The sequence below is a fragment of the Chryseobacterium sp. 'Rf worker isolate 10' genome (assembly GCF_050753305.1).
In the GTDB taxonomy this organism is placed as follows: domain Bacteria; phylum Bacteroidota; class Bacteroidia; order Flavobacteriales; family Weeksellaceae; genus Chryseobacterium.
In genome coordinates, this window is record NZ_JBOZOF010000004.1 from 331,931 (window position 1) to 357,770 (window position 25,840).

The window sequence follows — 25,840 nt, forward strand, 5'->3', positions numbered from 1 at the left end:
TGAAACTATTATGGCAAAAATCATTGAAAACGGTATCGAAAGAGAAGCCAGCTGTACAGAAGAGTTATTCGCAATGCGCGACAGTCTGGATGTATTGGGAGGAAAATGGAAGCTGATGATTTTACGGTATCTGACGAACAGACCGGATCAGATGATTCATTTTAAAAAGCTGGAACGCAGTATTGAAGGGATCTCTGCAAAAATGCTGAGCAAAGAATTAAAAGAACTGGAAACCAATCTTTTGGTCACAAGAACCATTCAGGATACAAAACCGATTACGGTAACGTATGCTGTGACGGAATATGGGAAATCTGTATTTCCTGTGACGGAAACATTGGTGAATTGGGGGATCATTCATCGTGAGAAAATCAAAGAATCAATGAGTTCTTCTGATGTATAGATAAAAAATCCTCAGACTCGTTTAGAGTTGAGGATTTTTAAATTAATGCCAAATTGTTTATTAATTTTTATCTAACCATGACTGTACCAGTTCAGAGTGATCTTCCACCCATTCTTTAGCGGTGGCTTCTTTATTTTTACTCTGTTCCATTTTCATTAAAAGATCAGACATGTTTTTATCATCAAAATGAAGTTTCGAAAAGAATTTGGCAAGCTCCGGATGATCTTTTGCAAAGCTTTTTCTGGAATAGGTTTTAATCTGTTCTGCTTCACCATATATCTTTTTGGGATCATCAAGAAACTTAAGCTTCATTTTTCCAAACATCCAGTGAGGCTGCCATCCTGTTACCACAATCCATTCTTTTCGCTGTATGGCATTCTGTAATTCGGTGATCATGGCAATGGTAGAGGAGTTGATCTGCTGATAATCCAGTTTATAATCTATAATTGCTTTATCTGTTCCTGTGGTTAATCCGGCTCCTTTTTCAATTCCAATGATTCTGTGATTGAATTGATCGTTATGCTGATTGAGTTCTTCAATGGAATTAATAGTAACGTATTCCGGAACAACTAATCCGATACGGCCGTTGTCGTAATTGGTTCCAAGATGAGTCAGTCCCGGAAACTTAGCCAGCTTTTTAGCATGGGTGTAAGGAAGCCAGACTCCCATGAAAAGGTCTGTATCTTCATTATTCATTGAAGCCATAATCATATCTGTAGAGGCTTTTTGAATAATTACATGATAACCTTGTTTGTCAAGAATGGCTTTCGCAATATGGGTCATCGCCACATCTTCTGCCCACCCGTCTACCATTCCTATGGTGATATATTTAGAGTTTTTTATGTTTTCACACGAACTTAATGCTGTAAATATTAACATTAAAACGGGTAAAAACAGATATTTAAATTGTTTCATCTTATTGCTTTTTCTTTACAAATCCTTGAGTAATTCGGTCGAGGATAATGGCTAAAATCACAACGGATAAACCACTTTCAAATCCTAATCCGATATCCAGATTATTAATTCCTTCCAGTACTTTCTCTCCTAAACCGCCTGCTGCAATCATTCCTGCAATAACAACCATGGATAAGGATAAAAGTATGGTTTGATTGATCCCTGTTAAAATTGTTTTCATCGCTAAAGGAAGCTCTACCTTGAATAGAATCTGACGGTTGGTCGCTCCGAAAGCTCTGGCTGCTTCTACAATATCTTTTGGAACGGCTTCAATTCCCAATGTCGTTAATCGAACCGCAGGCGGCATGGCAAAAATGATGGTTGCAAAAGCACCTGGTACTTTACCGATACTGAAAAACAGTACAGCCGGAATCAGATAGACAAATGCGGGCATAGTCTGCATCAAATCCAGTAAAGGGCGAATAATTTTTTCTGCTATTTTGCTTTTAGCAGCCAAAATTCCCAAAGGAATTGAGAAAATAAGGGCTGTGATGGTGGATACAAAAATAAGCGCCAATGTTTCCATGGTTTCTTTCCATAATCCCATTAAAAATATTAAACTAAGTCCGGCCGCGGTAACTACTGCGATTGCTTTTCCGGCTTTCCATAGTGCCAGCAGGGTAAAAAAGAGAATGATTACATAAAAAGGAGTGTTTGTTAAAACCCATTCAATTCCCATAATGGAGGCGTTTCCCACATGTTTTATGACATCAAATACAGGCTTTCCGTTTTCTGTGAGCCAATTGATTGCAGTTTCTACATATTGGCCTATATCTATAGTTTTATTCATCTTATTGATTGTTTGCGATTTCTTTTAATTCTATGATCTCTTCTTCGTTAAACTTGGTAGCTTCTATGATGAGTGATAATTGGGTAATAAGACCTAAGAATTTATTATTTTCATCTACCACAGCGATAGCCGATTTACTCCCGGAGATCAATGGCAGCATTTCTTCTACAGTAACTTCAGGATAAACTGAAGGAACATTGCTGTTGATAATTGATTCTACCGTAGGTTCTTTCTTTTTGGCGATGCGCACAACATCGTTAAGGGTTACAAAACCAAGAAATTTATTTTGAAAATCCACAACAGGTAAGTTTTCCAGACCTGTAGCTCTCATTTTTCTTAAAGCACCTTCAGGACCGTCTTTTCTGAAACGTACCACCGTTGCTTTGTCAAACATTAAAGATCTTGCGGTAATAATCGTTTTACGGTCTACTTTCTCTACAAATGCTTTTACATAGTCGCTTGCAGGATTGGTTAAAATATCTTCGGCCGTTCCTATTTGCTCTATGACACCATCTTTCATAATGACGATACGGTCTCCGATTTTAATGGCTTCATCCAAATCGTGCGTAATAAAGACAATGGTTTTTTGTAATGTATTCTGTAGTTCAAGCATCTGATCCTGCATTTCAGATTTTATCAAAGGATCCAGTGCGGAGAAGGCTTCATCCATAAGCAACACTTCAGGATCGTTAGCCAGAGCTCTTGCCAATCCTACTCTCTGCTGCATTCCTCCTGAAAGCTGGGAAGGATACTGATTTTCAAAACCGTTTAATCCTACAATATCCAATGCTTTCTGTGCTTTTTGATCACGTGAAACTTTGTCTTCACCTCTGATTTCAAGTCCGAAACCTGCATTATCGAGAATTGTATGATGCGGCAATAATCCAAATTTCTGAAATACCATGCTCATTTCCGTTCTTCTTACTTCCAGCAGTTCTTTGTTGTTTTTACCGGTGATATCATCGTCATTGATGTATACTTTTCCGGAAGTGGGCTCATTTAGCCTGTTAAGACAGCGCAATAAAGTGGATTTTCCACTTCCTGACAGTCCCATGATGACAAAGAATTCTCCTTCATAGATTTCAAAACTGGCTTTGTTGATTCCTATGGTACAACCTGTTTTTTCAAGAATTTCCTTTTTGGAAAAACCTTTGTCCAGAAGTTCCTGTGCTTTTTCTTTGTTTTTACCAAAGATGATGGTCAGGTCTTCCACTTTAAGTTTTACTTTTCTAGTGTTTTCATTTTTTTCCATATTCAGAATTTTTCAAATTAATAAATGATATAAAAAATTGTACACCAATTCATTATATACGTTTAGCTTTAGTTGTTCTGCTGATGACGATAGGATAAAATAATTTGCCAAGCCTTTAATGATAAAAGCTTTAAACAAAAAAATAACAGCATAAAGACCTGCTGGCCTTATGTATATTTTAAATATTTCAATAGATTATACTCTAGAAGAAGAGTGTATCATGTAAAAAGAAACCGATCTTTTACATAGATTCTACAATTAAATTACTGATGAGGTAATTACAGATATGTGTACTGAACAACTTGAATGGCTACATTTGATCAAAATGCTTGCCAGCATCAAAAAACTGTATATCAATTTTTTATGACGGTGCAAATTTACGAATTTTATATTAAATGAATTTTTAAGGATGTAAAGTATTGATTTTCAGTGTTATTTTAAAGGTGAGGTTTCATGGAAATTTTTCTCTTACCATTAAAGTTTAGAGAACATTTACGCTGTAAGGATTTTTTTTTAAAGTTTTACAAAATAATCAATGAAGTTATTTCAATAAAACAGCAGTAATGGCAAGGATAGCGGGTAAAGCCTGAACGAAAAATATTTTTTTTGTGGCAGAAATTGCTCCATAGATTCCGGCAACGGCTACACATCCTAAAAAGAATAATGCTACATTGGTCTGCCATTGAGGATCTTTAATCAAAAAAGACCAGATCAGTCCGGCAGCCAGAAAACCATTGTAAAGTCCCTGATTGGCAGCTAATCCTTTGGTTGGTTTAAACATTTCTGCAGGCAGAGCTGCTTTAAAAACTTCTTTCCCCTTGGTTTCCCATGCAAACATTTCCATCCAAAGAATATAAATGTGTTCCAGTGCAACAACAGCGATCAGAATTTTAGCAACGATTTCCATGATTCAATATTTTTCTCATTGTAAAACTAAAAAAATAAAGTTAAGTTTGAGTATTAATTTGTAAGATGGACTCATTCAAATCACATTTAAATAAATTCATTACCATAACCGATGAGGAATTTGCTTCCATCATGTCTTTTTTTCAGGTTATAAAAGTGAAGAAGAAAGAAACCCTGATGCTGGAAGGGGAGATTTGCAAGTTCAAATATTTCGTTCTGGAAGGCTGTCTTAGAAAGTACTTCATCAATGAAAAAGGAGGAGAACAAACCACAGAATTTGCTATAGAAAACTGGTGGATGTCTGATACTTTTGCTTTTGAAAAACAGATGAAATCGGACTTTAATATCCAATCTGTAGAAAATTCCAAAATTTTAACCATAGATTTTCAGGCGCAGGAACTTTTATTGGAAAAGCATCCCATCATGGAGCGCTATTTCAGAATGGTGTATCAAACTGCTTATGCTGCTGCCGAGAAAAGAATCCGTTATATTTATGAGATGACGAAGGAAGAATATTATGTGCATTTCAGTACGTTATATCCTTGGTTTATACAGAGAATTCCACAATATTTAATTGCTTCTTTCCTGGGTTTTACTCCGGAATATCTGAGTGAAATCAGAGCCAAATTACGATCTTAAACCAGTTTAAGTTTTTTACGGATCAGAAGCCGGAAATTTGTCATGTTATTAAAAGCTAATGCAATGACAGATCATAAAAATCAATTTCCGCAACTTTTTTTAAGATTGGCTCTTGCCATTACGATGCTTTCTGCAGTGGCAGACCGATTTGGGTTGTGGAGCAAAGAAAATTCATCATGGGGAAACATGGAGAGTTTTAAAGAATATACAAGACAGCTGACATTTTTCCTTCCGGAAGCCTTGAGTACGGTTTCAGCGTATGCCGCTACCTTTTTTGAAATTCTTTTTCCTTTGATGCTGATTTTTGGATTTAAAACAAAGTTTGCAGCCTATGGAAGCAGTATCTTAATGTTGATTTTTGCTATATCCATGACCATTGCATCAGGACCAAAAGCTCCGCTGAACTATTCTGTGTGGGTGGGAAGTGCTGCTGCATTTCTACTGGCAGTACAACAACATTATTCTTTAAGTATAGATCAATTAACCAAAAAATAATAATATTATGAGCGCAAGATTAAATATTGCAACAGTAGATTCAGCAGCCTATAAAGCAATGCTTGGATTGGAAGGGTATTTACAAACTATTTCTTTAACACACATTCAGAAGGAGCTGATTAAAATCAGAGCTTCACAGATCAATAAATGTGCTTTCTGTCTTGATATGCATACCAAAGATGCTATCAAATACGGAGAAAATCCTCAAAGAATTTTTATTCTGAACGGATGGACAGAAGCAAAAGAATTTTTCACTGAAGAAGAGCAGGTGCTATTGGCAATGACAGAAGAAATTACACTGATCAGCGATAAAGGATTAACTGAAGAAACGTATCAAAAAGCGAAGTCTTTCTTTGATGATAACCAGATTGCTCAGATCATTATGGCGATTATTACCATCAATGCCTGGAACAGAATTGCAGTAAGTACTCATCTTCCGATTGCAAAATAGTGAAGATGAATGCAGGAAGTTGGATGTAATGAAGACTGCATCATCTACGGATGTTTACTTTATTTTAAGAAACGGCCTTTCAAATTTTTGAAAGGCCGTTTTGATACAAGATGCAAAGTAACAGTGTAACACAGTTTGGGTATTAATTCTAAAAATAAATTCTTTGGTTCATTTTATTTTTTAAACTGGAATTACATTGTCTCTTTGTTTCTCAGATTATATTTTTAATATTTAAATTAATAAATTGCCACAGGATTTACATTCACCTGAGTAGAGCCTACATATAAAGGCTGCCCTAACACGAATAAAAATTCCCATACTTTTTGCTTCACCAATGGACGGCTGTCAATCAGTTCTAGGTTATAGATTCCTTTTTTAGCCAGCATAAACTGGTTGATAGGGAATTCTTCTTTACTTTTTGGGTTAGGGTATACTTCGGAAGCCCAGGTATCACCACCAAAAGCCACTATTCCCTGATCGGAAAGCCATTTTGCTGCCTCCATTCCGATTCCTGGTTCTGTTTCAAGGAATTGCTGGTTGTTTTTACCGATTAATTCAAGCCATCCGGTATTGAAAAGTATGATGTCACCTTTTCTTAGGGTAAGTCCCTGTTTCTTTAGAACAGATTTAATATCGTCTACTGTAAATTCTGTTCCTCCGGGCACGATTGATTTTCCGTAATGAGCAGTCATATCAAGGACGACACCGCGGGTAACGAAAGGAGGTACTTTTTCAACACCCAGTTTTTTTACGCCTTCCACGGTTACAAAATCTGTAGCTTTATTTCCGTTGTAGTAAGTGTTGTCAATACCGATGTGTCCGATGCCGTTCAGTTGTGTTCCCACGCCGGTCCATCCGTTTACTAATTCATCATTGAAGGTAAATTTATTGGGACCTATGCTTTTCCCGCCCTGTTCTCCGGGTTGAATATTATATAAATTGAAACTTCTGTGCCTGAAAGCAGGAAGATTTTTATCAATAGGAACGGCAAGTGCTAATGTTTTGCCTTGTTTTACCAACCCCAGTGCTTGTTTTACAACTTCGGGTGTTAAGAGATTGGCGGCGCCAATCTCGTCATGAGCACCGTAAGCAGAAGGATACCATGATTTGTCTTCCGGATTGACGAGTGTCTGAGCTTTTAAACTAATACTGTTGATAGTCAATAGTGTGGCTAACCCGAACATTTTGATCAGATTATTTTTCATTTTTAAAAAGATTTGGGGATTAGGGGAGGGAAGCGAGAAGCAGGGAGAGGGAAGTTATTGAAGACTTATTGTATTTGCAGCCTCCTTCTTCCAGCTTCTAGCTTCCAGCCTTTACATTAAATTTCGCTCAACGCTGAATTGATGAAGTTCAATTCTTCCTGTGAAAGGTCAATAGACATTGCTTTTGCATTTTCGATGGCCTGTTGTGCATTTCTTGCTCCTGCCAATACTACTGTGATTGCTGGTTGCAGAGTTGTCCATCTTAATACCAGCTGAGAAAGACTTGCTCCTTTTTCCTGAGCGATAGGTTCTATTTTCTCTAAGAAAGTTTTTACTTTATTCAGATCAAACTGAGAAAAATATCCATTTCTGTGGTCGTTGTCCTTTAATTGAGTTTCTTTGAAGTATTTACCCGTTAAAAGACCTCTTTCCATAGGGCTATACACTATAATTCCTGTATTGTTTTCCAAAGAATAAGGAACAAGATCATTTTCAATAGCACGGTTCAGCATACTGTAAGAAACCTGGTTGCTGGCAAGTTTTAAAGTTATGTTAGCTTCTTCCATTTGAGCCACGCTGTAATTGCTTACTCCTGCTGTGCGAATTTTTCCCTGCTGGATTAATAATTCCATGGCTTCCATAGTTTCGGATATGGGCGTTGTGCTGTCTGGCCAGTGAAGCTGTAGAAGATCGATATAGTCTGTCCCTAATCTTTTTAAACTTTCTTCAACTTCTTTGATGATGTTTTCTTTAGAAGCTAACTTATACACCGGAATGGTTTTTCCTTCGTCTTCTGCATCAAAGAAAAATTCTCCTTTGCCATTATTGCTTCCGTCCCAAACCAGTCCGAATTTTGTTAAAAGCTGAATTTTTGAACGGTCTTTTCCTTTGATGGCTTCACCGATCATTTCTTCACTCAGTCCGAAACCGTAGAATGGTGCCGTGTCGATAGAAGTTACCCCATGGTCCAATGAGGCGTGAATAGAATTGATAGAATCCTGTTTTTCATTACCTCCCCACATGTTTCCGCCGATGGCAAAAGCTCCGTGCGTGATTGTTGATAATTCTAAATCAGTGTTTCCTAATTTTCTATATTCCATTTTGTTTGTTTTAAAATTGTTGTTGTAAACCACCCCGTCAAATCTTTGATTTGCTAGAGATTACCTCAAAGGTGTCATTCTGAATGAAATGTAGTGAAGAATCTTATGTAATTGGTTGTTATTGAGATTCTTCCTTCGTCAGAATGACAAAGTCCGAATAATTTGACTTTTGAGATAACCTCAATTTTCGCTACATCGATTAGCTTATTGGGGTAAAAATTGTGTGTTATTTATTTAATTCTTTTACGATAGCTTCTCCAACGCTTTTTGCTGACTGTGGATTCTGTCCTGTGATCACTCTCTGATCTGTTACCACATGATTTTGCCAAAGCCCGGATTTTTCAAATTTTGCTCCTCTTTCTTTCAGTTTATCTTCCAGTAAAAAGGGAACTACGTTGGTTAATTTTACTTCAGATTCCTCTTCATTGGTAAAAGCATTGATTTTCTTACCATCTACAAGATATTTCCCGTTATTCAGTTTGATATTCACCAAACCTGCAGGACCATGACATACAGCGGCTACTATACCTCCGTTTTCATAAATTTTGGAAGCTATGTCTGCCAGTTCTTTATTATCTGCAAAATCCCACATCGCTCCGTGTCCTCCTGCATAAAAGATGGTTGAGTATTCTTTTGGATTAACCTGAGATGGAGTCATAGAATGATCAATCTTGTTTTTATATTCTTTATTTTCCCAAAACTCTTTGTTAACAGGATCTTTCAAATCGAAGCCATCTACCGGAGGAGTTCCTCCTTTCGGACTTACAAAGTCGATTTCATATCCTGCCTTGTGAAGAACTTCCCACGGATGAGAAACTTCACCCAGATAATATCCCGTATCTTCACCCGTACTGCCTTTTTTATCATGACTGGTTACGACAAATAAAATTTTCTTTTTCATATTCTTTGATTTTTTGGTTTGTGCCTGTACGAATCCAATCGTAAAAACGGCAAGCATTAAAAACGCTAATTTTTTCATATTAAATGATATTGGTGGTATAAATCTGTGGTTTGTCCTGAAGCTTCCCATCTACCAGAGCTCCGAAAACCTGAATGTAAGGCTGTTGGTTGTGTTGAGCCAGTCCTTCCTCGCTTTTCCAGATTTCGTAGAAAACAAATTCATTTTTGTTTTCAATGCCCTGATGCAGACTGTAAAGTTCGCAAGCTTCTTCTTTTCTTGTTTCTTTTACCATATTCTGAAGAACTTCCAGGACTTCTGCCTGATGCTCTTCTTTGGATTTTATAATGGCTGTAAGATGAATTTTCATAATTAAATAAAATTTTCAATTGAGTTATAGATAGGTTTCCATTCCAGTTCTGTTCTGGCTTTATCCGAACTGCATCTGCTGTTAGATGCAAAGCCGAAATAGCCTCCTGCAGGACCAAATTTATTAACAGCATCTTGAATGCTTAATGAGTTTGCTGGCTTTAAATTATATTTTTTGCTGATGTTTTCTGCAATGTTTTTTAAAGAAGATGAACCATTTTCTGCATAATAGATGGAACCTGCTTTTGCTTTTTCCAATGCAAGTACATACAAATCTGCAAGGTCTTCAATATGTAAGTTAGACCAGATATTTTCACCCTCACCAAAATACACTCCATGTCCTTTTTCCTTAGAGAAGTTGATAAGAGCAGGGATTTGAATGCTGTCTTTTTTTATTCCTAAACCTTCTCCATAAACCATTGTAGGAACAATAACAATACTTCTTATGCCTTTTTTTGCAGACTGTAGGACGTAATTGTTAATAAGCACTCTTGAGGCCATTTCCAGTCTTGGCTGCAAAGGATAATCTTCTCTGAAGATAAAGTCACTTTTTTTACCATTCTCTTTTCCTCCAAAAATAGCTGATCCTGAAGTAAATATAAACGTTTTATGACTTCCTTCCAGAGCTTTGATAAAGTTATCTGCTGCATAAGCATCATCCGCAGAATCAGCATTATGGATAACCGTATCTACACCGGAAACTGCTGTTCTGATATGATCTTCATCATGAATATTTCCCGCAATGGTTTTGATTCCCAATGATTCCAGTTCCTGAGCATGAGTTTCATTACGAACCAGGCCTGTCACTTCATAATTCCTGTTAAGGAGTTTTTTTGCGATAGTTCCGCCAATATAGCCGGTAATGCCTGTGATCAGTACTTTTTTCATAATACCAGTTCCGGTTTCAATTCTTTTTCAAATACATTTCTTACATGCTCTCTGTACAATTTCATATCACGCTCTATATTGGCGTTTTTCTCCACATCATGGAAGTGGAAGCTTTCCATTTTTTCTAATGAAACAAAGGCATTCATTCTATGGAATCCAAATAACGGACCTTCATCCACGCTTTTTTCACTGAAAAATTCTCCGGGAAGCGTGAAAGCTGTTGCAGGAGCGTTCCAGCTGGTAGTCAGCATATATTTTCGTCCTCCAAGCATTCCTCCTGTACCATAGTTGATTTGAGGATTCTCAGCATTTCTTCCGTCGCTCATATAAATTCCTTTTGCATGGCCTGCTGTGAAAACTTCGTCAATATATTTTTTCAATCCGTTTGGAAGCTGGAACCACCAGATAGGGGTGTGGTAAACGATATAGTCTGCCCATACAAATTTTTCCACTTCTTCATTTTTGTCGTAGTTTTCACTTACATTGGTTATCTTTACTTCTACGTTATCAAATTCTTTAAGAACTGCTAATGTATTGTCTGCAATAGTCTGATTATATTTTCCTCCGGAATGTCCGAAATTTTGTCCTCCGTTGATGATTAGTACTTTTTTCATTTTTTTATGATTGTTTAAATTTTACTCTGCAAAGTTAGGATGGATTATTGTATAATTAAAATAGTATAAATTATAACTATCTATTATAAAAATGATAGTTTAAATTTTATTATTCATGTGAAATGTCATACCGTCTGTTGATTCTGATCTCATTGCTCTCTTGTAAATTTGTTATGATAAATAGAATGAATATGATACAGATTGCGGTCTTTAGTGATGTGCATGGAAATCTTCCTGCATTAAATTCAGTGTTGAAGGATATAGAAGAAAGAGGAATTCGTCAGAAATTCTGTTTGGGAGATCTTGTAGATTTTGCACCATGGGGCAATGAAGTCACTGAAAAAATAAAAGCACTGAATATTCCGTGTCTGTTAGGAAATCATGATGAAAGAATTGCTTTTGATATTCCTGTTGTTCCACTATCTAAACATTCTGAAGAAGAGACTAATGCACGATTTATAGCCATTGATCATTCTAAAAAATATATTACAGAAGAGAACAAAAAGTTTTTATCAGAACTGCCATTTCATTTAAAATTAAACTATAAAGTAGGGAAGAAACACTGGAATATTCAGTTGGTACATTCCAGTTTATCAAGCAATGATACCTATTTATATGAATCAGAAGAGGATGAGATTTTTATAAGAATGCTGGAAGACGCTCAATCTGACGTCATTGCCATGGGACACACCCATTTATCTTTTAAAAAACAGTTCGAAAATGGCACATGGGCTATTAATTGTGGCTCTGTAGGGCGTTCTAAAGAAGAAAACAGGCTGGCTTCTTACCTTATTCTTACCTTAGATGAAGATCAGGTTTCTGCTGAAATTGTACAGATAGCCTATCCGCTTGAAGAAACCATTCGTGGAATTGAGGAAAGTGATATTCCGGATTATTATTCTGCTTTTCTAAAAAATGAAAAAGTACAGTTGTTTTAATATTCTTTTATTGAAATTTTTCTCCTTAAGAAAGTTTTTTTTGGATCTGTCATGAACAGGTGATATGAAAGTTTTTTTTAAAATTTATTTTTAATATATTGATTAATAAATTTTTGTGATTATTCGAACGTTAATCTGCATACATTCGAACTGATTTTAAGGATAAAATCAGTTCGAATTTTTTTATTCGGACTTTTTTGAAAATTATCTGGAGGATATTTGTATCAGATTATTAAGGTCAACCTAAAATTTAGAAATCATGAAAAAAACAAGTCTTTTTATTGTATTGCTATTCTCAGTGTTTTGTTTTGCACAATCACAAAAAGGAAAAATGGATACTCTGATTGTTACAGAGATCGGAGGCATAAAACAAGCCATAGATATTAAAACAGATGACTCCAATAAGCCGGTACTTTTATTTTTATCGGGTGGACCAGGAAGCTCAATGAGGAAAAACGCAGACTCTTTTACCAATATTTTAAAAAATACATTTACCATTGTTCAGTGGGATCAGAGAGATGCCGGGAAAACACTGGAATTAAATCCTTCTCCTGTTACTCCTTCCGTTGAGCTTATGGGAAAAGATACCTATCAGGTTATTAATTTTTTAAGAAAGGAGTTAAAACAGGAAAAGATATATTTATTGGGAAGTTCTTGGGGAAATGCACTAGGGTTTTATATTGTAAGAAATCATCCGGAGCTTTTGAATGCCTATTTTGCAGTAAATCCCGTCGTTAGCCAATTGGAGAGTGAGAAAGAATTGCTCAATATTTTAAAAGATCATTTTAAAGAAGATCCTGTTGCCAGTAAAGAATTAGCAAGTGTTCATATTCCGTTTAAAGTGGATGAGGATCTGTTTTATTTAAGAAAATGGCTTTTTTATAAAGATGGGAAAAAGTATGTAACAGGTGATGATTTCAGAAAAGGATTTTTACAATGGTCAAAAACATGGTCTCCAGCATGGAACGAAGTGATGAACATTGATCTGCCAAAGACTTTAAAGAAAGTAGATTGCCCGATTTATTTTTTTGTAGGCAAAAACGATATTCAAACCTCTACCAGAATTACCACTGAATATTTTAAAAAAGTAAAAGCACCTAAGAAAGGCTTGTTTTTATTTGAAAATTCAGGTCACCAGATTCATAAAGATGAAGCGGAAAAATTTCAGATTACCATCATTCAGGCGTTAAAATAAAGCGAAGTGTTGGAAGCTGTAAAATAATCTTTAATAAACATCAGTATTGTAATTATTTTGTAATTTTGTATCAGAATATTAATAATTAAGTCATGGTTAATTTAGAATGGTATCGTACTTTTAAGGCGATCTATAAAACCGGGACATTGACAGGTGCAGCTGATGCTCTATTCATATCACAACCCGGAGTGAGTTTGCATTTAAGTTCTTTGGAAGCTTATGTAGGATATAAGCTGTTTGACAGAACGGGAAGAAAAATGATCCCTACAGAAAGAGGAAAAGTATTGTTTAATGCAGTGGCTGAGCCTATTACCAAACTGGAAGATGTAGAGAAAAACTTTCAAAAGTCTACAGAAAAGCATACTCCAACCATCAGTGTTGGGATGTGTTTTGAAACATTTCAGACCACCTTGGAGCAGTATGTTTCTTCATTACCTTTTAATCTGATTATCAGCTTTGGAGAATACCCTGAAATGCTGGATCAACTGGACAAAGGAATTCTTGATCTGATCATTACTCCGAAAAAAGGATCTTCACCCAATATAGAACATGAAGCATTCTCTTCGGAGCAGATTATCCTGGTAGGAGGGAAAGATGTAGATAAAACAGCTTTCAATAAAGTATTGAAAACAAAAGATGCAGATCAGATAGAGGAGTGGCTGAAAAACGAAAAATGGTACGGAACCACCGGAGATATGGAGCATCTTTTCCAGTACTGGATATTGAATTTTGGACATAAACCCAATTTCCGTCCTAACTATATCGTTCCCAACATGAATTCAATCATCCGTTGTCTCAAAGGAGGAACAGGATTGGCTGTTGTCCCTGATTTTCTATGTAGAAAGGATATTGAAAGCGGTGATATTCAGCTTATCTGGGAAGGAAAGAAAAAGTTTGAAAATACCCTGTATTTCGGATGCCGTAAGAAAACCAATTATCAAACCGAAATTGAACATATTAAAGGGTTATTCCGTAAGGTGATGGCTTAATAAGACCATATCTCTCATTTGTAAACCGTTTTCATAAATAGGATCCGGATAATTTTCAATAAAGAAATCTTTCAGAATTCCACTTTTGATGAAATCGTTTTTCTCATAAAATCTGATCTGTTGGAAACCGGTATCCGATGTTCCAACAGTCAGTGTTTTATAATGATTTTCTTTTGCAATTTCTTTTGCTTTATCCATCAGAATCCCTCCAATGCCCTTACTTCGATAACTTTCAATCACTGCAACGTTTTTAATTTCCAGTTCACTATTGCTTTTCTTGTACAATGCCATCACAGCAATATTTTCAGTACCATTCTGCAAAAGATAGATATCAGAATTGAAAATATATTGATTAATCGCTTCCTTGGTTTCATCTGCCAGCAGCAAGAGATGATAAGGGATTTCCGAATCAGAATGTAATAGATTGAAAGTGAAATCTTTCATTTACAGACTCATATGAATAATTGGGTAGTCTTTTCCTGAACCGTCTTTTTCGGATCTCCCAGTCTTTTTGAATCCCATTTTTTCATAAAATCCTATGGCTTGAGGGTTTTGTTCATTCACATCCACTTTGGTTAGTCCGGTTTTCTCTTTCATGAATTGATAAAGCGTTTTTCCATAGCCTTTTCCACGCGTGTCATTATGAATGAAAAGCATTTCCAGATTACCTTCTGCTACGGATGCAAAACCTTTAGATTCATGGTCTTCAGCAATTAAATAAACTTCCAGATGAGGGAGATAGTCTCTTGGAATGGCTTCTTTAAAATAATTGAAGTCTTCCTCGGCAAGAAAATCGTGTGTAGCTTTTACGGCTGATTCCCAAATCTCCATAATTCTCGGGTAATCTTCTGCTGTAGCCAGTCTGATATTTTGTGACATGATTTTTAATTTTGAACAAAAATAGAGAAAATAGAGATGAGATGCTAGCAGGAGCGTAAACTTGAACTATAAACATGATTCGATATTAATCATTCAGATGTTTCATCCATAAGTAAATATCTTCTCCTGGAGGGATATTTAGTTTTTTTCTTATCCTGCTTTTTCTTGTCTGTATAGATTGATGCTGAACAAAAGTATAAGTGGCAATATCTTTAGATGAAAAATTAAGGAAGAGCAATGCACAAAATTTAAGTTCACTGGGTTGCAGCTGGGGATTTATCTTTAGTAATTTTTTAATAATATCCGGATACACTTCCTGGAATCTTGTCAGGAAAACAGAATCATCTTTTTTTGCGAGATCAACTATTTCATCAAAAGCATTATTTACTTTCTGTTTGAGTTCGATAAGTTGAGATTCTTTTTCTACAATTACGTTTTCTTTATGTTGTATTTTTTCTTTTTCCACTTTGTATTTTTTGAATGCTTTATAGCCAAAATAACATAAGAGTACTGATAACAGACAGGTCGCAGCAATGAGAAGGTAGAGTTTATCTTTTTCATTGAGAAAAGTCTCTTCTTTTTCATTGATGATTTTTTGAAAAGATCTATTTTTCAATAACTTGTCAGCCTGGGCCAGGCTGTCATTTAGTTTAGTATATTTAGCGAGATACTCCATCTCTTTTTCTTTGCTTCCTAACTGATGATAGGACTCTTGCATGGTCTGGTATGCAAGTTTTAAAATAACAAGCTGGTTCGTTTTCTTGGAAAGGGGGATTAACGTTTCCAGATAATTGATCGTCTGTTGATAATTTTTCTGTGTAAATGAAGTGTATACTAAACCATTTAATACAACACATTCATTATAGTAATTTTTATCAATTCTGGCCAGATTTAGAGAGATGTTCATGTAATGATAAGCAGAATCAAACATTTTTTTTTCCGCATAAGCAAGCCCTAAATCTGAATAGGCTTTCCCAGAAGAACTATTGCGGGTTTTACTATTTTTAATTTTTGAAAACTCGGTTAATGCATTCTTAACATATTTAAAATAATCCGGAATACGATTGTTAGAATGACCATAATAAGCTATGTCACCTTTAACACTGTATAAATCTCCTCTTGATTCATAGAAATCATCAGGATCAGATATTTTATCAGCAATAGAAAAGGCTTTGGTTAGCATCTCCTGTGCCTCTTCATAAAGCCCCAAGCTATAATAAGAGATTGCAGCCATTCGTAATCCTGTGCAGATGCTTTTATAATCGTTTATATTTGAAGCCTCTTCTTCAGTTTGTTTAGCATATTGAATAGTCTTTTCATAATTACCTCTACTCCAATAATATTTAGAAATGGTAATAAGACTTTTTACCATTCCTTCAGGATAGTTGGCTTTTTGAGAGATTTTGTAGTTTCTATTACTTAATGCAATAACATTATTATCATTTTTTTCAGTATATGCTTTTTCAGTATAACTAATCAAACTATCAATCTGTTTTATTGTATAATTTTGTGCATAACAGAATGGGAAAATCATCACAAAAAAAAGATTAAAAAAGAATTTTTTTTTCATTTTAAAGTAAATATGGATGATCGTTAACACTACTGTAAATATATTGAAATATTTTCATTTTATTTACTATTATGATAGTGAATTACTTCATAATCAATGAAAATGGGATGACTGGAATAATAGTAATGTTGTGTCATTTTGTTGCATTGTGTTTTTTTGCAAAAATAATTAGTTACTTATATATTACCTAATTTCTTAGGTCGAATTAAGTCGAATAAATTACATTTATCATATTCAATTTTTTTATTGCAAATTTGTTTTTAATTTACATATAAAAATAATAAAGGAATAATGAAACAAAAAAAATATACAGGACAGCCTGTAACGACCTTAAATAATGGAGTGGATATTCCTGCTCTAGGCTTTGGAGTATGGCAGATGGAAGATCTGAAAGAATGTGAGAATGCTGTAATCAAAGCTATTCAGACAGGATATAGAATGATTGATACGGCTGCTATTTATCAGAATGAAACAGCAGTAGGTACTGGAGTAAAAAATAGTGGTGTAAACAGAGATGAATTGTTTATCACATCAAAAGTATGGGTTCAGGATCATGGATATGAAAAAACGAAAAGTGCTTTTCAGAGAACATTAGACAGATTGCAGATGGATTATCTTGATATGTATCTTGTCCACTGGCCGTATGGAGATTTTCTGGGTACTTGGAAAGCTTTGGAAGAATTGTATCATGAAGGGAAAATTAAAACTATTGGAGTATGTAATTTTACCGTTGAGAAGCTGGAAGAATTGAAAGCTAATTCAACCGTTTTACCAGTTATCAATCAGATTGAACTGCATCCTGTATTCCAACAGAAAGAATTGCAGGTATACGACAGAGAAAATAATATTGTCACCCAACCATGGAGCCCGCTGGGGAATGGTAATGCCAATCTTTTAAGCAATCCTGATCTGAAAACAATTGCACAAAAATATGGAAAAACAGTAGCACAAATTATTCTGAGATGGCATCTGCAGGAAGGATTTGTAGTGATTCCAAAATCTGTAACACCATCGAGAATTGAAGAAAACTTTAATGTTTTTGATTTTGAACTGACAGAAGATGAAATGAATGTTGTCCGTTCTTTAGATACCGGAAAAAGACTTTTCTTTGATCCTAAGGATCCTGAATGGGAACAAAAAATGTTAAATTCTGTAGCAGATATTTAATTTCAGAACCTAAATAATACTTCCCGCAGCTTTCACAAATTTACAGATCATGAATCTGAACTATTTTGAGATCTGCGGGATTTTTAAATCAATACTATCCCATGACTGCAAAAGAATTTATAGAAACACTTGCATTGTTCAAGAATGAGAAAGAGCTGAGCAAAGTTGACAAGTTTTTCAAAGGAAATGATGGTGTTACCAAGAGTTTTGGAGTGAAATTCGGAGATGTTTTTACTACGGCTAAAGAATTTTCAGAGATGCCTTTGGGTGAAATCAATAAACTTCTTGACAGCGATTTTTATGAAGTAAGAATGGGAGCGGTGAGTATCATGGATTTCCAGGCGGGACATAAAAAAACGTCTGAAGACCATAAAAAAGCCCTTTTTGATTTGTATCTCAACCGCCACGACCGTCTCAATAACTGGGATTTTGTAGACAGGGCAGCCCGTAATATTATTGGGGAATACCTTATCGATAAGCCGAGAGATATTTTATATAAGCTTGCTTATTCTGACAGCCCTTGGGAAAGAAGAACAGCTATTGTAAGTACTCATGCGTTTATCAGGAAAAATGATGTAAAGGATACTTTTGCCATTGCTGAAATCCTTATTCATGATCCTAATGAATTGGTGAATAAAGCAGTTGGAAGCTGGATCAGAGAGGCCGGAAAAAAAGACAAAGAGAAACTACATGATTTTCTCACTACTTATGCTAAAACAATGCCTGCTGCCACATTTTCTTATGCAATAGAAAAGCTTGATGCAGAATCAAAATTATATTATAAACAACTCAGGAAGACAAAATAAATCCTGCTTTGTCCTGTTTGCAAAAGAGGTTTATCTACAACCTTAAACTTTAAACCTTGAATCTTAAACTTTAGTCCACATTCTGAGCAATATCATGTTGTTGAACAAGAAGTATTGCCCGATTCTTTGTAAATTTTAATAAAAATAATTCTTATGTTTTGGCCCGATACAATCAGTAAAAAACTAGGGATAAAATATCCTGTTATTCAGGCTCCGATGTTTGGAGTAAGTACGGTACAGATGGCTGTTGCGGCTGCAAAAGCAGACTGTCTGGGATCACTGGCACTGGCAGATCTGTCAGCTGATCAATCTGTTGAACTGATCAAGGAAATGAAAAAGATGACAGATAAGCCTTTTGCTGCCAATATTTTTGTACATCATATTCCTGAAGTAACTGATGCTTTAAAAGAAAAGTATATAACCACCAAACAGTTTATCGAACAGCTGGCCAGAGAAAACAAGATTGAAGTACAGCTTCCGGATCTTGAAGCAATCAGCGTCCACAGTTATCATGATCAGGTGGATGCTGTCATTGAAGAAAACTGTAAGATATTAAGCTTCACATTCGGAAATCTTGATGATCAGAGTATTCAGAAATTAAAAGAAAATGGAGTTGCTCTTATCGGAACCTGCACTTCTGTGAAGGAAGCTTTATTGCTTGAAAAATCAGGTGTTGATATCATCTGTGTTCAGGGAATAGAAGCCGGCGGACATAGAGGAAGTTTTGAGGTAGAAAATATTCCGCAGATCGGAGGTTTATCTCTTTTGCCACAGATCTATGATCAGGTAAAAGTTCCTTTGATCTATGCCGGTGGAATCTATGGTGCGAAGACATTGCAGGCTGTTAAAGATTTAGGGGCACAGGGTTTTCAGGTAGGTAATCTTTTATTGGCTTCTCAGGAAAGTGCTTTACAGCCTTTTGAAAAGGAAAGACTGAAAAAAGTGAAAGAAGAAGAGATTATTTTAACGAAAAGTTTCTCAGGAAGATATGCCAGAGGAATAAAAAATCAATTTATAGAAGCAGTTGAAGATTCAGAATATATTTTACCCTATCCTTATCAGAATAAACTGACCAATGCATTGCGTAAAGCTGCCAAGAACCTGCGAAATCCAGAATTTGTAGGGATCTGGGTGGGGCAGTCTATTCATCAGTACAGCGATCTTTCTACAGAAGAAATTTTGAAAAAACTGATCAAAGAATGTGAAAGATAGATGAATATACCTTCAATGTGATTGTAATTTTATATTTTCGTGGTCAGGATTATTGGATGTGGTGGAATTTTATTTTTATTGAAAAATTTTTCAGGAACATCTATTTAATACATTATAAAACTAAAATCAACGAAAACATACATGAAATTTTCAGAAGGAATTCAAAGATCACTTCCGTTCGGTTATCTGTTTCTTGTTGTGATGGGAATATTAAAAGAGAGTGTCTTCTATTATCAGATAGGCATTAATATCCTTAAATATTCAACCATCATGGATATCCTGATAAGTCCGATTGCTACCCTAACTTCTCATCCGGTAATACTGATTGCCCTCAGTATCATAGTTGTTTCTTCATTTGCTTTTCCCTCATTTTTGTCAAAACAGGCTAATAAAAATAAGCCTTGGGCATTAAAAATGGCAGCTCTTAAAGAACATGAAACCATGACAAAAGAGGCTATTGAAAATCATTTTACCAATATGTTTGTAAGATTCCTTGCTATGATGTTACTGTCTTTTTTCGTAGGAATAGGATGGGGTGAAGGGATGACTTTGACAAAAAGGATCAAGGAAAACAGACTTAAATATGATTACAAAATAAACTATGGTGATGATAACTCAGATCAGGTACATCTGATAGGATCAAACAGCATGTATTACATCTATCTGGCCAAAGGAAATAAAACAATAAAGATTGCACCGCTAGGCTCCATAAAAAGTATTGAGCTGACCAATAACAAAAAACTGAACGATTAGAAATGAAACACAATAAAAAAGCTTCAGTATATTCTGAAGCTTTTTTTATTTTTTATTCACTGAACTCAATGATAAGCTGGTTCATTGCTGAGCCGGTAAAAGTAGTGGTTGCTCCACTTAAATCATTCCATCTTCTTTCTGCGTTTCCAGCAGTATTGTAAATGTGGGTAGATCCTTCAGTACCACCGGAGTTATTAGGTTCTCCTGTTGCAAACCAGTTTTCTGTGGTTGCAGGGTTGGTAGACCAGTTCATTCTGAACTCTTCTCCGGTAATCCACTGCAGTCTGTCCGGATTACCCGGTCTTTGAATTTTATTAAAGCCAATCCATATATTGTTAGCTAAATTATAGCCTGTTCCTGAAGCTACAATATTGGTTGCAACCCAGATTCTCTCCGCATCATTAGGCATGGTTACCAGATAACCTCCCATTTGCTTTCCAAAGCTGTATGCATTGAACCAGTTGATCCCCTGTGAAAGCTGATATGCGCAATAGGTGTGGTTGTTTCCCGCCCATTGTTTGCACCCGAGCTCAGTAGCTGTACCGCCTCCCGGTACTGCACCTGGTGGCTGTGGCCTTGTAGCTGCTGGTTTTGGATCATATCCCAATATAGAATTATTGAATCCGGATGATGTTCCACCACTAAGATCACTTCTGGCAATCTTTCTTACGTTTCCGTTGGCATCAGTAGAAAGTATATCATCAGCTGCAACGCCCTGGGGTAAAGTACGGGTTCGTAATTCTCCGTTGATGTCAAGTGTTTTTGTAGGAGTATTTGTGTTAATTCCAACCTGAGCACTTGCGAGATAAGGCAAAATAATGAATAGTAAAATTGATTTTTTCATAGGTGATTTTATTATTCATTAAACTCAATAATAAGCTGGTTCATGGAAATACTGGAGTTTGCAGTCAGTGTACCATTTAAATCATTCCATCTTCTTTCAGCATTTACGCTGCCTGCAAATATGTGGGTTGCTCCTTCTACACCTCCTGAGTTGTTGGGTTCTCCGGGATTAAACCAGTTTTCTGTTGTGGCTGGGTTGGTAGACCAGTTGATTCTGAATTCTTCTCCTGTGATCCACTGAAGCTGGTCAGGATTTCCCGGTCTCTGAATTTTATTAAAGCCAATCCATACATTGTTGGCTAAGTTATAGCCAGTTCCTGAAGCTACAATATTGGTGTTGACCCACGTTCTTTCAGCATCATTCGGCATGGTCACCAGATATCCGCCCATCTGTTTTCCAAAACTGAATGCATTGAACCAGTTAATAGCCTGTGAAAGCTGATAAGCACAGTAAGTATGATTGTTTCCAGACCATTTCTTGCATCCAAGCTCAGTGGCCGTGCCTCCTCCCGGCAATGCACCTGGTGGTTGTGGCCTTGTGGCTACCGGTTTCGGATCGTATCCTAGTATGGTATTATTGAAACCGGATGATGATCCTCCGCCAAGGTCACCTCTGGAAACTTTTCTTACATTTCCATTGGCATCAGTAGAGAGAATATCATCAGCTGCTAAGCCAGCTGGCAAAGTACGGATTCGTAATTCTCCGTTGATATCAAGTGTTTTTGCAGGAGTAGTTGTATTAATCCCAACTTGAGCACTCATAGCAGCTGGTAAAACAATAAATAAGATAGCTTTTTTCATTTTTATGCTTTTTTATTCATCTCAAATATATAAAAATATTTGGCGATAATAAATCACAATTTATTGATTATCAGTAAATTAAACGATTGTTTTAAAATGAGATTTATATGTTAATTTATTTATTGATGAATATTTTTTATTAATAATGATTTTATAATAAAATAAATAAAACATATTTAAATTATCGGCTATAAGATATTTTATTCAAAAAACATAAAAACTCCTTTCACTGAAAGGAGTTTTTTATTATGTTGAGAATTTCTTCTGATTAATGAACTTTAAAATCAGTTTGTATGAATGATCATTATTTTGTTAAATCAAGACCCCCAAAATTACCGGAACTCATCATTAAATAAACACCATCTGTTTTATCTAATGTATTCCAATAAGCATGAAGATCTTCAGCATTTGTGAAAACCCTCAAATTTTCATTCTTGAATTTTTCCTTAATAAATTCAGGAGAAATAGGTTCCATTCTCTTGATCTTTAAAGCATCTTCAGAGTAGAAAACAATTGCTTCTTCCAAGCCATCCATAGCGTGGTCATATTGCTCAAGGAAAGCAGGATTTAAACTGGAATACGTATGAAGCTCCAGAAATCCATATTTCTTATCATTTTTAAACTGTTCAGCAAAAGCCTTTACAGCTGCCTTCACTTTACTTGGTGCATGGGCAAAATCTTTATAAAGGGTTCCTTTATCTTCTCTTTCTACTTTTTCAAGACGTTTGGATGCTCCTTTAAAGCTCATAATTGCCTCATAGAAGTCTTCATCCATAATACCAAGCTGTCGGCAGATATGTCTTGCCCCTTCCATATTCAACAGGTTGTGCGCTCCAAAAACAGAAAGTGGAACATCTCCCATCTCAGTTTTTAGATATACTTTACCATTGTTGATTTCATATTCAGGCGTTTTATAAGGAATCTTTCTGAAATAGTTCTCAGCACTTTCCACCACTTTCACTACTTCAGCATCTTCTTCGTTGTATACCAGAACTCCCCCTGCTGTAATGCTTGCTACAAACTTTCTGAATTGATCAATATAATCATCAAACGTTTTGAAAACATTGATATGATCCCAGGCAATCCCACTCATCAAAGCGATATTCGGCTGGTACAGTAAAAACTTTGAACGAAGATCAATAGGGGAAGAAAGGTATTCATCACCTTCCAACACCATAAAATCATTATCCTGAGTCAGTTTTACCATACAGTCGAACCCTTCAAGCTGAGCCCCTACCATGAAGTCCACATCTTTCTGATGGAAATTCAATACATGAAGAATCATTGAAGTAATGGTTGTTTTACCATGTGATCCCGCGATAACCACTCTTGTCTTATTTTTTGACTGTTCGTACAGGAATTCAGGATAAGAATAAATTTTCAGACCCAGTTCTTTTGCTCTTGCCAGCTCAGGATTATCCTGATGTGCATGCATCCCAAGAATAACAGCATCAATATCCGGAGTGATCTTTTCCGGGAACCAGCCCATTTCCTGAGGCAGAATTCCTTTCTTTTCCAGTCGGGATTTTGAAGGCTCGAAAATAGCGTCATCAGAGCCTGTTACCTGATATCCTTTGTCTTTTAATGCAATCGCAAGATTATGCATGGCGCTTCCGCCAATGGCAATGAAGTGGGTTTTCAATTGTATTTACTGTTTTTTAACATTAGTATTTATGATCTGCTGGAAAGCTTCAAGAATGTTGTTCCAGTTAGAATTGTAATTCGGAATAATCATACTGGCATCCGTTTTACTGCCTTCATTAGGACCTTTCTTGATGTTGATGGAAGTTGAAATATTGTCATACAATTTTTTGTGGTCTTCCTGTATTCTTCTGAAATTATTCTGAGAAAGAACCTGATCCAGCTTTTTCAGATCTTCATCAGAAATTTTAAAATCCTGTTTGTATTTTTTGCCCTGCCCTTCAAAAGAGTAGTGTACATTATTGCCTTTTATAAGCATGTTTTCATATACGGGTGCAAAGCCTCCGCTTTTCGAATAACTGATATCAAAATCCGAATATACCTTTTGGCTGTTGCATGAAACTAATACTGTGATTGCGAATAAGATTCCAAGTATTTTGTTCATAATTTTTCTATTTACTTTAATTATTTGAGTCCTTTTGTTCTAATTTTTTAGCTTTAAGTTCTTCATCATAACTGTGTAATAGGTTGAAATCTTCTGTCTGCTCAATGGCAGTCATGATTTTCAATAAAATTTCCGGTGCTTTTTCATTATCATAATCAATATCCAAAGGAGCTTTGAATTCCATCGTAGGTTTTACACCGGTTACCTTTACGCGGAGTCCTTTTTTATCAAAAGCTCTTCTGAATCCGTTTATTTTGATTGGAATTACAATAGGACGCTGATTTTTCACCAATTTGGCTGTTCCTCTTCGTCCTTGTGCAAAAGCTGAAGTAGTTCCTTGAGGGAAAGTCGCTACCCAGCCATTGTCCAATGCTTTCATAATATTATCTACCTCGCTCATGTCTACCATTCTGTTGACATTCTTTCCTTCCGCTCTCCATGTTCTTTTTACGGTTACAGCCCCTGCAATTTTGAAAATTTTAGGAAGAATACCTTTATTCATGGTTTCTTCTGCTGCAACATAGTAAAAATCAATCTTCGGGTTCAGCAGATAGATCGGGTTTTTTATCGTGTTTAGATATCCGTTGTTTACGGCACAGAAGGCATGGTACATTGCTGCCACATCCGCAAAATAGGTCTGATGGTTGGATACAAAAAGTACGTTAGAGTCCGGAAGATCCACAAGGTGTTCTGTACCGGTTATTTTTAACTTATTAAAGCCGTTGAATCTTCTGTATGATACAACTCCTAAAATAAAAATAATAAACCTTTTCAAAAAATAAGGGGTTCCGAATGCATCGGTGAAAATATTTTTCTTCGCCATCTCTCAATTAAACACGGTAGTGCAAAGTTACATTTTTTTCAGCAACTGGCTGAATTCACTTAATATCATCGCTGTAGCACCCCAGATAATGTATCCGTTAAAATTGATCACAGGAACTTCATGCCCGCTTGCGCTGGGCAGAGCCATTAGTTCGGGGGTATCTGACAAATTTAGAAAGGAAGTGATCGGAAATTCTATTGTTTCTACAGCTTCCGTCTGCTGAAGAATGAAGGTAGGATCCTTTTTAGTATAAGAGATATAAGGGTACACATAAAAATTGCTTGGCGGAATATAGATCGGAGACATCTCTCTGATGATCCTTACATAATGTTTGTCTATTCCGATTTCTTCAGAAGTTTCGCGAACTGCGGTTTCAGCAAAATCTCTGTCCATTTCCTCACGTTTTCCTCCAGGCAGTGAGATCTGCCCGCTGTGCCTGTCGTGCTCATTAATCGTTCTTTGGATCAATGGAAAATACCACTCGTTGTCTTTTAAATATAAAACAATATTAACAGCAGCGAATTTGGGATTCTTTGCCAATACTTCATCATAAGTAAAAACAGGTCGGTAAGGAGGTGAGAAAACCCCATGTGCATGTTCACCGGGAAGTTCTACACTTTTTATTTTTCTTAATAAATCTTTTCCAAAATTTTCCATACCTCAAATTTAACAATATATCTTGAAGAAATAAATGCCTTAACATTAATTAACCTATGCAGAAATTAGGATTAAAAGATGGTTGGAATGAGTTATACTTCAAAAACAGATCAGCATGGCCAACGAGAAATAAAATTTATAATCTTAACCTTAAAAACTT

The 25,840-nt window shown here is 35.8% G+C and carries 30 protein-coding genes; 11 read left to right on the forward strand and 19 right to left on the reverse strand.

Annotation, left to right across the window (positions count from 1 at the left end):
* Positions 1 to 10 precede the first annotated feature (10 nt).
* The gene (locus tag LKL37_RS19440) at positions 11 to 400 is read left to right on the forward strand and encodes a winged helix-turn-helix transcriptional regulator (protein WP_431612156.1); all 390 of its coding nucleotides are present in this window, start codon (positions 11 to 13) and stop codon (positions 398 to 400) included.
* Positions 401 to 460: 60 nt separating this feature from the next.
* On the opposite strand, the gene LKL37_RS19445 is transcribed toward LKL37_RS19440, so the two are convergent.
* The 4 genes from LKL37_RS19445 to LKL37_RS19460 form a co-directional block, all read right to left on the reverse strand.
* The gene (locus LKL37_RS19445; protein WP_431612095.1) at positions 461 to 1,315 is read right to left on the reverse strand and encodes a glycine betaine ABC transporter substrate-binding protein; all 855 of its coding nucleotides are present in this window, start codon (positions 1,313 to 1,315) and stop codon (positions 461 to 463) included.
* A gap of 1 nt (position 1,316) precedes the next feature.
* Positions 1,317 to 2,144: an ABC transporter permease gene (locus LKL37_RS19450; RefSeq protein WP_431612096.1), complete on the reverse strand. Its 828-nt coding sequence runs from the start codon at positions 2,142 to 2,144 to the stop codon at positions 1,317 to 1,319.
* Position 2,145: 1 nt separating this feature from the next.
* Positions 2,146 to 3,396 carry a quaternary amine ABC transporter ATP-binding protein gene (locus tag LKL37_RS19455; protein ID WP_431612097.1) on the reverse strand — a complete coding sequence of 417 codons (1,251 nt, stop codon included), beginning with the start codon at positions 3,394 to 3,396 and terminating at the stop codon, positions 2,146 to 2,148.
* Between the two features lie 541 nt (positions 3,397 to 3,937).
* Positions 3,938 to 4,303: a DUF1304 domain-containing protein gene (locus tag LKL37_RS19460; RefSeq protein ID WP_431612098.1), complete on the reverse strand. Its 366-nt coding sequence runs from the start codon at positions 4,301 to 4,303 to the stop codon at positions 3,938 to 3,940.
* A 65-nt stretch (positions 4,304 to 4,368) separates the two neighbouring features.
* On the opposite strand from LKL37_RS19460, the gene LKL37_RS19465 reads away from it, so the two are divergent.
* The 3 genes from LKL37_RS19465 to LKL37_RS19475 all read left to right on the forward strand — a co-directional run bounded on the left by LKL37_RS19465 (position 4,369) and on the right by LKL37_RS19475 (position 5,887).
* Entirely contained in the window at positions 4,369 to 4,941 is a 573-nt protein-coding gene (locus LKL37_RS19465) for a Crp/Fnr family transcriptional regulator (RefSeq protein ID WP_431612099.1), read from the forward strand.
* Positions 4,942 to 5,004: 63 nt separating this feature from the next.
* Entirely contained in the window at positions 5,005 to 5,436 is a 432-nt protein-coding gene (locus LKL37_RS19470) for a DoxX family protein (protein ID WP_431612100.1), read from the forward strand.
* A 7-nt stretch (positions 5,437 to 5,443) separates the two neighbouring features.
* The gene (locus LKL37_RS19475; protein ID WP_062675364.1) at positions 5,444 to 5,887 is read left to right on the forward strand and encodes a carboxymuconolactone decarboxylase family protein; all 444 of its coding nucleotides are present in this window, start codon (positions 5,444 to 5,446) and stop codon (positions 5,885 to 5,887) included.
* A 236-nt stretch (positions 5,888 to 6,123) separates the two neighbouring features.
* Here the strand turns inward: LKL37_RS19475 and LKL37_RS19480 are convergent, their stop codons facing one another.
* The 6 genes from LKL37_RS19480 to LKL37_RS19505 all read right to left on the reverse strand — a co-directional run bounded on the left by LKL37_RS19480 (position 6,124) and on the right by LKL37_RS19505 (position 10,961).
* Positions 6,124 to 7,092 carry a cyclase family protein gene (locus LKL37_RS19480; protein ID WP_431612101.1) on the reverse strand — a complete coding sequence of 323 codons (969 nt, stop codon included), beginning with the start codon at positions 7,090 to 7,092 and terminating at the stop codon, positions 6,124 to 6,126.
* A gap of 116 nt (positions 7,093 to 7,208) precedes the next feature.
* Positions 7,209 to 8,192, reverse strand: a complete 984-nt coding sequence (locus LKL37_RS19485; protein ID WP_431612102.1) for an aldo/keto reductase — start codon at positions 8,190 to 8,192, stop codon at positions 7,209 to 7,211.
* Positions 8,193 to 8,418: 226 nt separating this feature from the next.
* On the reverse strand, positions 8,419 to 9,171 hold the full coding sequence (locus LKL37_RS19490; protein ID WP_431612103.1) for a type 1 glutamine amidotransferase domain-containing protein: 753 nt from the start codon (positions 9,169 to 9,171) through the stop codon (positions 8,419 to 8,421).
* Between the two features lies 1 nt (position 9,172).
* On the reverse strand, positions 9,173 to 9,460 hold the full coding sequence (locus LKL37_RS19495; RefSeq protein WP_431612104.1) for a putative quinol monooxygenase: 288 nt from the start codon (positions 9,458 to 9,460) through the stop codon (positions 9,173 to 9,175).
* Positions 9,461 to 9,462: 2 nt separating this feature from the next.
* Positions 9,463 to 10,347 (reverse strand): NAD-dependent epimerase/dehydratase family protein, encoded by an 885-nt coding sequence (locus LKL37_RS19500; RefSeq protein WP_431612105.1) that lies wholly within the window; start codon positions 10,345 to 10,347, stop codon positions 9,463 to 9,465.
* Entirely contained in the window at positions 10,344 to 10,961 is a 618-nt protein-coding gene (locus tag LKL37_RS19505) for an NAD(P)H-dependent oxidoreductase (RefSeq protein WP_431612106.1), read from the reverse strand. The genes LKL37_RS19500 and LKL37_RS19505 overlap by 4 nt, the downstream gene beginning before the upstream one ends.
* A gap of 191 nt (positions 10,962 to 11,152) precedes the next feature.
* Here LKL37_RS19505 and LKL37_RS19510 point away from each other — a divergent pair, with 191 nt between their 5' ends.
* The 3 genes from LKL37_RS19510 to LKL37_RS19520 all read left to right on the forward strand — a co-directional run bounded on the left by LKL37_RS19510 (position 11,153) and on the right by LKL37_RS19520 (position 14,083).
* Positions 11,153 to 11,899, forward strand: coding sequence for a metallophosphoesterase family protein (locus tag LKL37_RS19510; RefSeq protein WP_431612107.1), 747 nt, complete (start codon positions 11,153 to 11,155; stop codon positions 11,897 to 11,899).
* Positions 11,900 to 12,158: 259 nt separating this feature from the next.
* Complete coding sequence (locus LKL37_RS19515) at positions 12,159 to 13,094, forward strand: alpha/beta fold hydrolase (protein WP_431612108.1); 936 nt, start codon at positions 12,159 to 12,161, stop codon at positions 13,092 to 13,094.
* 92 nt (positions 13,095 to 13,186) lie between these two features.
* Positions 13,187 to 14,083, forward strand: a complete 897-nt coding sequence (locus LKL37_RS19520; RefSeq protein WP_431612109.1) for a LysR family transcriptional regulator — start codon at positions 13,187 to 13,189, stop codon at positions 14,081 to 14,083.
* Here the strand turns inward: LKL37_RS19520 and LKL37_RS19525 are convergent.
* The 3 genes from LKL37_RS19525 to LKL37_RS19535 all read right to left on the reverse strand — a co-directional run bounded on the left by LKL37_RS19525 (position 14,060) and on the right by LKL37_RS19535 (position 16,532).
* Positions 14,060 to 14,527 (reverse strand): GNAT family N-acetyltransferase, encoded by a 468-nt coding sequence (locus LKL37_RS19525; RefSeq protein WP_431612110.1) that lies wholly within the window; start codon positions 14,525 to 14,527, stop codon positions 14,060 to 14,062. The genes LKL37_RS19520 and LKL37_RS19525 overlap by 24 nt on opposite strands.
* Entirely contained in the window at positions 14,528 to 14,962 is a 435-nt protein-coding gene (locus LKL37_RS19530) for a GNAT family N-acetyltransferase (protein WP_431612111.1), read from the reverse strand.
* Positions 14,963 to 15,047: 85 nt separating this feature from the next.
* Positions 15,048 to 16,532 carry a tetratricopeptide repeat protein gene (locus LKL37_RS19535; protein WP_431612112.1) on the reverse strand — a complete coding sequence of 495 codons (1,485 nt, stop codon included), beginning with the start codon at positions 16,530 to 16,532 and terminating at the stop codon, positions 15,048 to 15,050.
* Positions 16,533 to 16,823: 291 nt separating this feature from the next.
* On the opposite strand from LKL37_RS19535, the gene LKL37_RS19540 reads away from it, so the two are divergent.
* The 4 genes from LKL37_RS19540 to LKL37_RS19555 all read left to right on the forward strand — a co-directional run bounded on the left by LKL37_RS19540 (position 16,824) and on the right by LKL37_RS19555 (position 20,470).
* Positions 16,824 to 17,699, forward strand: a complete 876-nt coding sequence (locus LKL37_RS19540) for an aldo/keto reductase (RefSeq protein WP_431612113.1) — start codon at positions 16,824 to 16,826, stop codon at positions 17,697 to 17,699.
* Positions 17,700 to 17,800: 101 nt separating this feature from the next.
* On the forward strand, positions 17,801 to 18,505 hold the full coding sequence (locus LKL37_RS19545; protein ID WP_431612114.1) for a DNA alkylation repair protein: 705 nt from the start codon (positions 17,801 to 17,803) through the stop codon (positions 18,503 to 18,505).
* 153 nt (positions 18,506 to 18,658) lie between these two features.
* Complete coding sequence (locus LKL37_RS19550; RefSeq protein ID WP_431612115.1) at positions 18,659 to 19,717, forward strand: NAD(P)H-dependent flavin oxidoreductase; 1,059 nt, start codon at positions 18,659 to 18,661, stop codon at positions 19,715 to 19,717.
* Between the two features lie 141 nt (positions 19,718 to 19,858).
* A complete protein-coding gene (locus LKL37_RS19555; RefSeq protein WP_431612116.1) occupies positions 19,859 to 20,470 on the forward strand; it encodes a hypothetical protein in 612 nt (203 codons plus the stop codon).
* A 52-nt stretch (positions 20,471 to 20,522) separates the two neighbouring features.
* Here the strand turns inward: LKL37_RS19555 and LKL37_RS19560 are convergent, their stop codons facing one another.
* The 6 genes from LKL37_RS19560 to LKL37_RS19585 form a co-directional block, all read right to left on the reverse strand.
* Entirely contained in the window at positions 20,523 to 21,314 is a 792-nt protein-coding gene (locus LKL37_RS19560; RefSeq protein WP_431612117.1) for a C-type lectin domain-containing protein, read from the reverse strand.
* A gap of 11 nt (positions 21,315 to 21,325) precedes the next feature.
* Positions 21,326 to 22,114, reverse strand: a complete 789-nt coding sequence (locus LKL37_RS19565) for a C-type lectin domain-containing protein (protein WP_431612118.1) — start codon at positions 22,112 to 22,114, stop codon at positions 21,326 to 21,328.
* A 304-nt stretch (positions 22,115 to 22,418) separates the two neighbouring features.
* The gene (locus tag LKL37_RS19570) at positions 22,419 to 23,756 is read right to left on the reverse strand and encodes a UDP-N-acetylmuramate--L-alanine ligase (RefSeq protein WP_431612119.1); all 1,338 of its coding nucleotides are present in this window, start codon (positions 23,754 to 23,756) and stop codon (positions 22,419 to 22,421) included.
* Between the two features lie 6 nt (positions 23,757 to 23,762).
* Positions 23,763 to 24,200, reverse strand: coding sequence for a hypothetical protein (locus LKL37_RS19575; RefSeq protein WP_431612120.1), 438 nt, complete (start codon positions 24,198 to 24,200; stop codon positions 23,763 to 23,765).
* A 16-nt stretch (positions 24,201 to 24,216) separates the two neighbouring features.
* Positions 24,217 to 25,023, reverse strand: a complete 807-nt coding sequence (locus LKL37_RS19580; RefSeq protein ID WP_047373745.1) for a lysophospholipid acyltransferase family protein — start codon at positions 25,021 to 25,023, stop codon at positions 24,217 to 24,219.
* Positions 25,024 to 25,050: 27 nt separating this feature from the next.
* A complete protein-coding gene (locus LKL37_RS19585) occupies positions 25,051 to 25,680 on the reverse strand; it encodes an NUDIX hydrolase (RefSeq protein WP_431612121.1) in 630 nt (209 codons plus the stop codon).
* Between the last annotated feature and the right edge of the window lie 160 nt (positions 25,681 to 25,840).